This is a genomic window from Thiohalorhabdus sp. Cl-TMA (assembly GCF_041821045.1).
In the GTDB taxonomy this organism is placed as follows: Bacteria; Pseudomonadota; Gammaproteobacteria; order Thiohalorhabdales; family Thiohalorhabdaceae; genus Thiohalorhabdus; species Thiohalorhabdus methylotropha.
The window spans coordinates 1-10,168 of sequence record NZ_JBGUAW010000021.1; the positions used below are offsets into that span (position 1 = coordinate 1).

At 62.9% G+C, this 10,168-nt stretch carries 8 protein-coding genes and 2 pseudogenes; 6 read left to right on the plus strand and 4 right to left on the minus strand.

Annotation, left to right across the window (positions count from 1 at the left end):
* Positions 1–86: 86 nt before the first annotated feature.
* The 4 genes and pseudogenes from ACERLL_RS17470 to ACERLL_RS17485 all read left to right on the plus strand — a co-directional run.
* Positions 87–224, plus strand: a pseudogene (locus ACERLL_RS17470) (calcium-binding protein); the annotation flags it as partial.
* A gap of 144 nt (positions 225–368) precedes the next feature.
* Positions 369–2,111 carry a calcium-binding protein gene (locus tag ACERLL_RS17475; protein ID WP_373657390.1) on the plus strand — a complete coding sequence of 581 codons (1,743 nt, stop codon included), beginning with the start codon at positions 369–371 and terminating at the stop codon, positions 2,109–2,111.
* Positions 2,112–2,127: 16 nt separating this feature from the next.
* Positions 2,128–3,483: an HlyD family type I secretion periplasmic adaptor subunit gene (locus ACERLL_RS17480; RefSeq protein WP_373657383.1), complete on the plus strand. Its 1,356-nt coding sequence runs from the start codon at positions 2,128–2,130 to the stop codon at positions 3,481–3,483.
* A 221-nt stretch (positions 3,484–3,704) separates the two neighbouring features.
* Entirely contained in the window at positions 3,705–4,334 is a 630-nt protein-coding gene (locus ACERLL_RS17485) for a glutathione S-transferase family protein (RefSeq protein WP_373657384.1), read from the plus strand.
* A gap of 55 nt (positions 4,335–4,389) precedes the next feature.
* Here the strand turns inward: ACERLL_RS17485 and ACERLL_RS17490 are convergent, their stop codons facing one another.
* From ACERLL_RS17490 to ACERLL_RS17505, 4 genes are all read right to left on the minus strand, one after another.
* Positions 4,390–4,749, minus strand: coding sequence for a hypothetical protein (locus ACERLL_RS17490; protein ID WP_373657385.1), 360 nt, complete (start codon positions 4,747–4,749; stop codon positions 4,390–4,392).
* A gap of 26 nt (positions 4,750–4,775) precedes the next feature.
* The gene (gene cbbX, locus ACERLL_RS17495) at positions 4,776–5,771 is read right to left on the minus strand and encodes a CbbX protein (RefSeq protein ID WP_373657386.1); all 996 of its coding nucleotides are present in this window, start codon (positions 5,769–5,771) and stop codon (positions 4,776–4,778) included.
* Between the two features lie 197 nt (positions 5,772–5,968).
* Entirely contained in the window at positions 5,969–6,415 is a 447-nt protein-coding gene (locus tag ACERLL_RS17500) for a ribulose bisphosphate carboxylase small subunit (protein ID WP_373657387.1), read from the minus strand.
* Between the two features lie 12 nt (positions 6,416–6,427).
* The gene (locus tag ACERLL_RS17505; protein ID WP_373657388.1) at positions 6,428–7,906 is read right to left on the minus strand and encodes a form I ribulose bisphosphate carboxylase large subunit; all 1,479 of its coding nucleotides are present in this window, start codon (positions 7,904–7,906) and stop codon (positions 6,428–6,430) included.
* Positions 7,907–8,077: 171 nt separating this feature from the next.
* Between ACERLL_RS17505 and ACERLL_RS17510 the strand changes: the two genes are divergently transcribed.
* Positions 8,078–9,070 carry a LysR family transcriptional regulator gene (locus ACERLL_RS17510; RefSeq protein WP_373657389.1) on the plus strand — a complete coding sequence of 331 codons (993 nt, stop codon included), beginning with the start codon at positions 8,078–8,080 and terminating at the stop codon, positions 9,068–9,070.
* A 355-nt stretch (positions 9,071–9,425) separates the two neighbouring features.
* A pseudogene (locus ACERLL_RS17515) lies at positions 9,426–10,168 on the plus strand (peptidase domain-containing ABC transporter); the annotation flags it as partial.

The window sequence follows — 10,168 nt, forward strand, 5'->3', positions numbered from 1 at the left end:
GTCTTCAATCTGTTCGTACTGTGCTTGGGTGATTTCCATTAGCACAGTATATCAAATAGCGTTAACAGGCCCTAGGAAATGGCGGCGGCGACCTTCTACAGGGCAGGGCCGGTGCCGATCGCTTGGCCGGCGGCGCCGGTGACGACACCCAGAGGGGCGGGGCCGGTGATGATACCCTGATCGCCGCCGGTGGCAGGGATCTGCTCGAGGGTGGAGCCGGGCGGGATCGCTACGTCTATCGCTCCGGTACGGCCACCATCGTCGACTCAGGTAGCGGCAATACCTTGGCGTTCGGCTCCGGAATCTCTTCCGGCGACATAACTCTTGGGCTGGGCTCGCTCAAGATTCGGGTCCCGGGCGAGGGATCGGTGCATATCGAGGGCTTCGATCCCGACGACCCCTATGGCCAGTTCCCCATTGATACCTTTCGCTTCAGTGGTGGTGCCGAGCTAACGTATCGTGATCTGCTCGCGCGCGGCTTCGACCTCTATGGCACCGTCGGCGATGACGTTATCCGTGGCACCGTCCTAAACGACCGTATCCGGGGTAAGGCTGGCGACGATCGACTGATCGGTAAGGCAGGCGACGATCGGCTAATAGGAGGTGCCGGGGTCGATGTCCTGGAGGGGGGGATTGGCACAGACCGGGCTGACTATAGCCGTTCAAGTGCGAGGGTTTCCGTGAATCTTGCCACCGGTTCCGCCATTGGTGGCACAGCCGCCGGCGACACCCTGAGCGGTATCGAGGGCTTGATTGGCTCGGCGTACGGGGATTCCCTGACCGGAGACCTTGGCGACAATCCGCTGGTGGGCCGGGCCGGCGATGACCGACTGCTCGGTGGTCGAGGCGATGACCGCCTTGCTCCCGGCGCCGGACAGGACCTCCTCTTCGGCGGTTGGGGAACCGATACTGCAGATTACTCCGGGGCAGCATCCGGAACCCGAGTGGATCTGGCCCTGGGCTATGCTCGGAAAGATGGCGAGACGGATGTACTCGCCTCTATCGAAGCGGCACAGGGATCGGCCCATGCCGACGCCCTGAACGGCGACTGGGGGGAGAACTATCTTGCGGGAGGCGCCGGGGATGACCGCTTGGCCGGTCGTGCGGGGGCCGATGAGCTGGTCGGCGGCGCCGGCAACGACATCGCCGATTACAGGGGCTCATGGGTGGGCGTCTCGGTGGATCTGGCGGGAGACACCGCCTTGGGCGGTACCGCCCGGGGCGATTCCCTTACCGGAATCGAATCGCTGGCCGGCTCGAGGCGCGGTGATCGTCTGGCTGGTGATGACGGGGCTAATGTCCTGGCCGGCCGTTATGGGAAGGACCATCTGGATGGGGCCATAGGAACCGACTGGCTGCGGGCCGGAATCGGTTGGGATTCTGCCGAGGGCGGTGCCGGTAACGACGCTCTGGAGGGTGGTTATGGCCGGGATAGCCTCGTCGGTGGCGTCGGTAATGATCTGTTGGCCGGGGGCGTCGGCAACGACGAGGTATCGACTGGCGGAGGCGCCAACATGGTGCTGCACAATCGCGATGGCGGTCGTGATCGGGTCGATGCCGCCGGTACCGACCGGCTCACAGTCTCCCTGGGCGGCGGGATCGCCCTTGAGGACCTGAGCCTAACCCGCCACCGGAACGACCTAATTCTTAACATTGGCGAGCGGGTTAACAAGGCTGGGCCGCGCTCCGCGCCCTGGGGCAAGGCCCTGGGGCTGGGTGAGGAGGTGATCTTCGAGGACTGGTATGCCAGTGCTAGCTGCCGGCCAGATTCAGTAACCCTGCAGATGGTCACAGAGGCTACCGGCAGCTATGACCCGAACGCGGACAAGACTCGCCTTCGCGATAAGCTCAACCGCTACGACTTCACCAAGATTGTCGAGGCCTTTGACCAGGCCAAGGGCGGCAGGGGCCGGCGTTGGGATGTCATGGATTCCGCCCTAGCCAACCACTTGGAGGGCAGTGACACGGAGGCTCTCGGCGGCGAGCTGGTCCACCGCTATGGTGTGAAGGGCAGTTTGGAGGGGGTCTCCCGGCGTACGGTGCTGGCTACCCTGGCTGACGAGCGTTTCGGGGAGGAGCCGCAGAGCCTGAAAGGTACCAGCAGCGGCTGACACAAGGGGGACAACCGTGGAAAGCCAGGACAGGGACGAGCGGCCCGCCCCCGAGTTCAATCCGCGGCTGCTGGAGGTGGTCCACCGGCCTCCCTCGCCACGGCCGCGACTCATACTTGGGGTATTGCTGGCGCTGGTTGTGGGTACTCTGATCTGGGCTGCCATCGGCCAACTGGACGTGGTGGCTAAGGCGGAGGGCAAGCTGGTGCCTGAGGGTCGGCTCAAAATCGTCCAGCCTTTCGAGAAGGGCCGAGTTGAGCGGATTCTGGTAGAGGAGGGGGATCGGGTCAGCCAGGGCGAGCCGTTGGTGATTATGGATACCCGGCTCGCTGATGCCGATCTGAAGCGTGTGACCTGGAAGCTGGCCAAGGCTCGACTGGAACTGCGCCGGATCCGGGCGGAGCTCCAGGGCCGATCCCTAGAGAAGCGGCCGGAAGATCCCCCCGTTCTATTCCAACGGGTCAAGGCCAAGTACCAGGGCCACAAGCAGTCTTACCGGGATGCCCTGGTTCGACACAGAGCCCGGTTGGAGCGTGCTCGTAAGGAGCGAGCCTCGGCCAAGGCCACCCGAAAGCAGCTCCAGCAGACCTTGCCCATCCTGCGTGCGGGCGAGCAAGCGTTGAGCAAGCTGGAATCCAAGGGTTACACCTCCCGCGTCAAGCTCCTGGACAAGCGTCGTGCACGCATCAAGGCACAGCAGCAGCTTGCCGCCCAGGAGCATCGGAGCGAGGCCCTGCAGGCCGAGATCGAGGCGGTACAGGGCAAGTTGGCCTCCCTGGAGTCCGAACGGCGCAAGCGGCTACTCGATCAGCGGGTCAAGGTGACGGCCCGCATCGATGACCTTCGTCAGCGTAAGCGCAAGCTCAGCCATCGTCGCGACTTGATGCGCATCGAGGCGCCGCAGGATGGAGTGGTTAAACAGCTCGCCACCCACACTCGTGGCTCGGTTGTTCCCTCGGGAGCGGTGCTCATGCGTTTAGTGCCGAGCGGTCAGCCGTTGAAGGCGGAGGTCTTCCTCTCCAACAGGGATGTGGGCTTCGTACACGCGGGTCAGAGGGCCCGCCTCAAGCTCGCGGCGTTTGATTTCCAGCGATATGGCACCATCGAGGCCGAGGTCGACCATGTCAGTCCGGATGCGGGCAGTAGGCGTAAAAACCCAGCCCAACAGCAGAATGGTGGAAGCCAGAAGGGTAGTCGCTATCCAACCGTGCTGAGCCTAAGCCGCCAGCACATGACCGATGGCAGGGAACGGTTGGACCTCCGGGCCGGCATGCACATTACCGCCGAGATCAAGCTAGGGACCCGTACCGTTCTGGAGTATATCCTCTCGCCTGTCACTGAGGGGTTAAAGGAGGCTGGAAGGCAGCGGTAGGCAGCATATTATTTTACGCACCTTCAATACCTTATCGACATATCCATCACCCTGCGCTCCGAGGCCGGTTACACCCAGGAGCAGTTCGATGTGGTGGTGCTGTAAGGACGGCGCTGATATTTTTTCCTTTGATTTTTATCAAAGAATGATGCTTGCAACCTTTTTTGAGCTTTTCGTTGGGGGGGAATAAGAGGTTCCCATAGCGATAGCAGGGTATCGCCATGCTGCGCCTGTATGACTACTTGAATTCGGGAAACTGCTACAAGGTTCGCCTACTGCTTTGCCTGTTGGGGGAGCCGTTCGAGCGCATCCCCGTGAATATTCTGAAGGGGGAGACGCGGACGCCCGAATTTCTCGAAAAGAATCCCAGCCATCGGGTCCCGCTCGTGGAATGGCCGGATGGCCATCGCCTTGCCGAGTCCAATGCGATCTTATGGTACCTGGCCGAAGGAACCCGCTTCCTGCCCGGGGAGGCGTGGGAGCGCGCGCAGACGCTGCAATGGATGTTCTTCGAGCAGTATAGCCATGAGCCCGCCATCGCCGTTGTGCGGTACTGGCATCATGCCGGATTAATCGAGCAGAATCGGGGTGCTTTACCGGGGAAAATGGAACAGGGCTACCAGGCGCTGAATATCCTGGAGGATCATCTCCGGGAGCGCGAGTACCTGGTCGGCGCGTGCTATACAATCGCCGATATAGCGCTCTATGCCTATACGCACGTTGCTCATGAGGGGGGCTTTGATCTGCGCGGGTACTCGGCCGTGAATTCCTGGCTGGAGCGGATTCGTTCTCATCCGGGGCATGTCGGGATTACCGACGAGGTCGGGCCCCCCGGTTCGTACTCGGTGTAAGGCCTATACCGGGGACGGGCGCCTCGGGTACCCCTGGGAGATTGGAGCCGAAAGGCTAGTGTCGGACAAGCTCCCACTCGCAGTCCGCCAAGGCCTCCAGCGCACTCCCCATGATCATCCCCGCATGGATGTGATAGAGGCAGAGCCGGCACATGACCGGCTCGTCCAGGCCCGTTCGCGCCTTGGTCTCGAACTCGCTCCAGGAAATGATCGGCAGGTCGTCCCGGTAGGCGTCCAGGCACAGCCAGGCCCGGTGGGTAAGGATCATCTCCAGGCCCCGGTGGTCGGGGATGGTGACCCGTATTGGCAGACGGCGGCTGCGGAGCAGCCGGACACGGATGCGGTTATAGCAGTCCGCGTCGATCCGCTTCGGCAATACGCGTAGCGGCGTCAATCCGTCCAGTAGGTCCGACACGGGCATGCCCCCACCGGGCTTGGATGTTAGCCGTTCCCCACCTGCTCGGCGTTCAAGGCGTTGTCCTCGTCGGGCACGCCCTGCCTGAAAACGCTGCTCGCCCGGATGTCCGCCGCCTCGATCCGCCGCAGGTCGGCCTTGGTCAGGTTCTTGTCGCCGGCGAACAGCCGGTTGGCCTGGCGCAGCCGCGCACGGTCGATGGCATTGCGGATGGAGCGGGCGTTGGCGAAATGCGGCATCTGCATGCGCCGCTCGATGTACTCCTGGAACGCTTCCTCGGCCTCGGGGCTGAAATCGTAGTTGAGATCGCGCAGCATCATCCTGGCGATCTCCATGAGCTCATGGGGGTGGTAGTCCGGGAAATCCAGGTGGTGGGCGATGCGCGAGCGCATCCCTGGGTTGCTCTGGAAGAACTTGTCCATCTTGTCGGCGTAACCGGCCAGAATCACCACCAGGTCGTCGCGGTTTTCCTCCATGACCTGCAGGAGGATCTCGATGGACTCCTGCCCGTAGTCGCGCTCGTTCTCCGGCCGGTACAGGTAGTAGGCCTCGTCGATGAACAGCACCCCGCCCATGGCCTTCTTGAGCACTTCCTTGGTCTTGGGCGCGGTATGGCCGATGTACTGGCCGACGAGGTCGTCGCGCGTCACCGCCACCAGGTGGCCCTGGCGAACGTATTCCAGCCGGTGCAGGATCTCGGCCATGCGCATGGCTACGGTGGTCTTGCCCGTGCCGGGATTGCCGGTGAAGCACATGTGCAGGGTGGGCGTCTCGGTGGTGAGATGCATCTGCTTGCGCGCCCGGTCCACCAGCAGCAGCGCGGCGATCTCGCGGATGCGCTGCTTGATGGGTGCCAGGCCGATCAGATCGTTGTCGAGCTTGTCGAGCACCTCCTGGACGTTGGAGGCCTGGAACTCCTCCTCCAGATCGATGGGCGTATCGTCAGGGAGGACCCGCGCGGGCTGTTGCTCCGCTTCTTCCTGGTTTTCCGGCAGGTCTTCCGGGTTCACTTCCTGGATCATGGGAGATTCTCCTCCAGGCGGTGCTGGGTCAGCCTTGATTTCGGGAACGGTTCGGGTCGCGGTAGGAGCCCGCTTCAGCGGGCGATCGTCGAAGTGGGCTTCGGGGCCTGTTTCGGGCTCGCCCGCTGAAGTGAGCTCCTCCACCGGTGCTCCGGGGTAGAACGGGGCCGGCGTGGGCCCGACCCCTTGCCGTCGCCTCAGTTGTAGCGCTCGCCCTCCGGCTTCTCCTGCGTGACGTAGGGCTGGATCGTGTAGCGGATGGTGCGCCCTTCGTCCTCGGTGCGGATCAGCCGGAAGCCCGGCTCCTCCTTCGTCGGCCGGTTGACGATGAAGGAGAGGCGCGGCGTCTCCCAGCCGCGGGTCGAGTCGAAGCCCGTGACCCGGATGTAGTGCTTGGGAAAAGCCTTGCGGCACTCGTTGACCTCGTAGAGGATCGCCGCCGGGTCCTTCATGTCGAACATGGGCATGCCCCACATCTCCCAGTAGGTGTTGCGGGGGTGGGGGTCGTCGGTGAACTCCACGTTCACCGCCCAGCCCTGGCTCAGGCAGTATTCGATCTGGCTCTTGATCTCCTCGTCGGTTAGATCGTGCAGGAAGGAGAACGTGCCCTGGGTGATCTGGCTGCCGTGGTTGGTCATGGTCATGGCGTGCTCTCCTCAGCGGCTCACCGACGTCTCGGGGACGAAGTCGGCCGTATCCGTGGACTCGTAGTTGAAGGAGATGTCCTTCCAGGTATCCAGCGCCTGCTTGAGCGGCTGGCACCACTTGGCCTCCTTGTTCAGGATGTCCGGGCCCTCCTCCATGATGTTCTTGCCCTCGTTGCGGGCCTTCACCATGGCTTCGAGGGCGACCCGGTTGGCCGTGGCGCCGGCCTGGATGCCCATGGGATGGCCGATGGTCCCGCCGCCGAACTGCAGCACCACGTCCTCGCCCAGATAGTGCAGGAGCTGGTGCATCTGCCCGGCGTGGATGCCGCCGGAGGCCACCGGCATGGTGCGGTTGAGCGAGGCCCAGTCCTGGTCGAAGAAGATGCCCTGCTGCAGGTTCTGCTCGGTGTAGGTGTCGGTTAGCGTGTTGTAGTAGCCGGCGATCATGTTGGGATCGCCTTCCAGCTTGCCTACCACGGTGCCGGCATGGATATGGTCAACGCCGGCCATGCGCATCCACTTGGAGATTACCCGGAAGCTCACGCCGTGGTTCTTCTGGCGGGTGTAGGTACCGTGCCCGGCGCGGTGCAGGTGGAGGATCATGTTGTTCTTGCGCGCCCACTTGGCCATGGACTGGATGGCCGTGTAGCCGACGATCAGGTCGATCATGATGATCGGTGACCCGAGCTCCTTGGCGAACTCGGCGCGCTCGTACATATCCTCCATGGTCGCCGCGGTGACGTTGAGGTAGTGCCCCTTCACCTCGCCGGTGGCCGCCTCGGCGCGTTTCACCGCCTCCATGCAATAGAGGAACCGGTCGCGCCAGTGCATGAAGGGCTGCGAGTTGATGTTCTCGTCATCCTTCACGAAGTCCAGGCCGCCCTTGAGCGCCTCGTAGACCACGCGGCCGTAGTTGCGGCCCGAGAGGCCGAGCTTGGGCTTGGTGGTGGCGCCGAGCAGGGGCCGGCCGAACTTGTCGAGGCGCTCGCGCTCCACGACGATGCCGGTGGGCGGGCCTTGGAAGGTCTTGAGATAGGACACCGGCATCCGCATATCCTCCAGCCGCAGGGCCTTCAAGGCCTTGAAGCCGAAGACGTTGCCGATGATCGACGCGGTGAGGTTGGCGATGGAGCCTTCCTCGAACAGGTCGAGATCATAGGCGATGAAGGCGAAGTACTGGGCTTCCTGGTCGGTGCCCTCGCCGGTATTCGGCACCGGGTCCACCCGGTAGGCCTTGGCCCGGTACAGCTCGGCGGCCGTCAAGCGGTCGGTCCATACCACGGTCCAGGTGGCCGTGGAGGACTCGCCGGCCACTGCGGCCGCCGCCTCATCGGCATCCACGCCTTTCTGCGGCGTTATCCGAAAGCAGCAGATGACGTCGGTATCCTTGGGCTCGTAGTCGGAATCCCAATACCCCATCTTCTTATAGGGGATCACACCCGACTGATACCGCTCCTTCGGGTCGCTGATCTGGCTTTCCTTGGCCATCGCCGGTCCTCCTACTGATTGGAGCCTGTTTGCCGCCCTCGAAACGGTTCTTCCTGTTTTCCGAGTGCGGCACTCAGGATTAGAGTGGAATACCTGACCCATCACTAACAGTTGGGATTTTTTTCTGATTCAATAGACGCGGGTCTATCGATTCGCGAAGGGGCCCGAGCCATGAACCAGCCGCCCGTCAACCTTCGCCGCCACGTGAGCCTGCGGCAGCTGGAGGTCTTCGAGGCCATCGCTCGGCTGGGCAGCTTCAAGCGGGCCGCGCAGACCCTGCATGTGACCCAGCCCACGGTTTCCATGCAGATCAAGAAGCTCAGCGAGGCCGTGGGCATGCCGCTCTTCGAGCAGGTGGGCAAGCGTATCTATCTCACGGACGCCGGGCGCACTCTGTACGAGAGCTGCCAGGAGATGTTCGGGACCCTGGAGCGCTTCGAGATGGCGGTGGCCAACATGAAGGGGCTCACCCAGGGGCGACTGCGCCTGGCGGTGGTGACCACCGCCAAGTACTTCGCGCCGCGCCTGTTGGGCATCTTCTGCGAGCGTTCCCCGGGTGTGGAGGCCTCGCTGGAGGTGACCAACCGGGAGCGCGTGTTGGAACGCCTTCAGACCAACCAGGACGACCTCTACATCTTCGGCCAGCCGCCGGCGGAGGTGGACGTGGAATCCGTTTCCTTCCTGCGCAACCCCCTGGTGGTGCTGGCACCGCCAGGCCATCCCCTGGCGGGCCGGGGCCGCGTGCCCCTGGCCGAGCTCGGGGAGTACCCGTTCCTGGCCCGGGAAGCGGGGTCCGGGACGCGGCTCGCAGTGGAGCGCCTGTGCGACACGCACGGGGTATCGCTCAAGATCCGCATGGAGCTCGGCAGCAACGAGGCGATCAAGCAGAGCGTTGCCGCCGGCATGGGAATCTCGGTGTTGTCGCAGCACACCCTGGGTAGCGGCGGGGGGGAAGTGGCGCTCCCCGATGTGGAAGGGTTCCCCATCGAGCGCCACTGGTACCTGGTCTATCCGACCGGCAAACAGCTCTCCATCGCCGCCCGGACCTTCATGGAGTACCTGCTCGAGGAGGGCTCGCAGGTGGCGGAGGCGGGGATGGCAGGGTCCCAGCGCTCCGAGCCTCTGAACAGGGGCGCGGCTGCTGCGGGTTCGGGGGGCCGGTAAGACCCGCTGGCCTGCTGGAAAGGTGGGGCTCGAAATGGGGGTGGGTGGACGCTCTTTGGGTCGTTGATTGGTTAAATTGGAAGTCTTTTAAAGACTATTTTTACTGATAGCCCTTTTATGACTATGGAAATAGGGGTGCGTGGTTTGTTTCGTTGTGAGAGAACGGGGAAGGGGGTTTGCATAACTTCAATGTGAATCCTATGAATAGTTTTTCAAGGGTTTTCGTCCGGCGGTAAGGGGTAAAAAAAGCGAAAATATGCTGTTGACTTAGAGGGTTTGCTTCTGGTTTTTTATGCCCTTCTGCAAAAAGGGGGGAGGGAGAGGCAATCCAATTGTCTCTCCCTTCATGCAGGCTATGGGGCAATCAGAACAAAATCTTTCCAGCCAGGATTTCTTCTGGGCGCTTGCCAGTGCATGCCAGCTGCATCGGATACCGTTCGATGCCGGCCTCGCCCTGGAGCGATTCCCGCCGCCTTATGAGCGCTCGGGGCTGATTCTGGCCCTGGGTGCCTTCGGCGTTGAAGCGGAATCCCAGCAGGTGGGCAAGGAGGGAGCGGGGGACCGGAATGTCCCCTGCATCGCGTTTTTCCAGGCCGGACAGGAAAGCGAGGCACCCCCGCCCACAGCCCACCAGGAAGAGGGCGCAGAAGAAGGGGGCAGTGCTTCTTCCCCCCTTCGGCCGGCGCTCATCATAGAGGTCGGCCCGGAAAGCCTGACCTACTTCACCCCGGACCAGGAACAACCACAGACCCTCTCCACCGAGGACTTCGGGCGTTACTTCCAATCCCAAGTGGTCAAGCTGCACCCGGCGGAGGATGAGCGGGGCGTTGATGACGAGGACACCTCCGCGACCCCCTTCGGCTTCCGCTGGTTTATCCCCGAGCTGCTTCGCTACAAGCCCATTTGGCGGGATGTCCTGCTGGCCTCCCTGTTCATCCAGGTCCTGGGCCTCGCCACCCCCCTTTTCACCCAGGTCATCATCGACAAGGCCATCGTTCATGAGGCGCTGAACACCCTGGCCGTGATCGCCGTGGCGCTGTTCATGTTCATGGTCTTCAGCTCGGTAATGACCTGGGTCCGGCAGTACCTGATCATCCA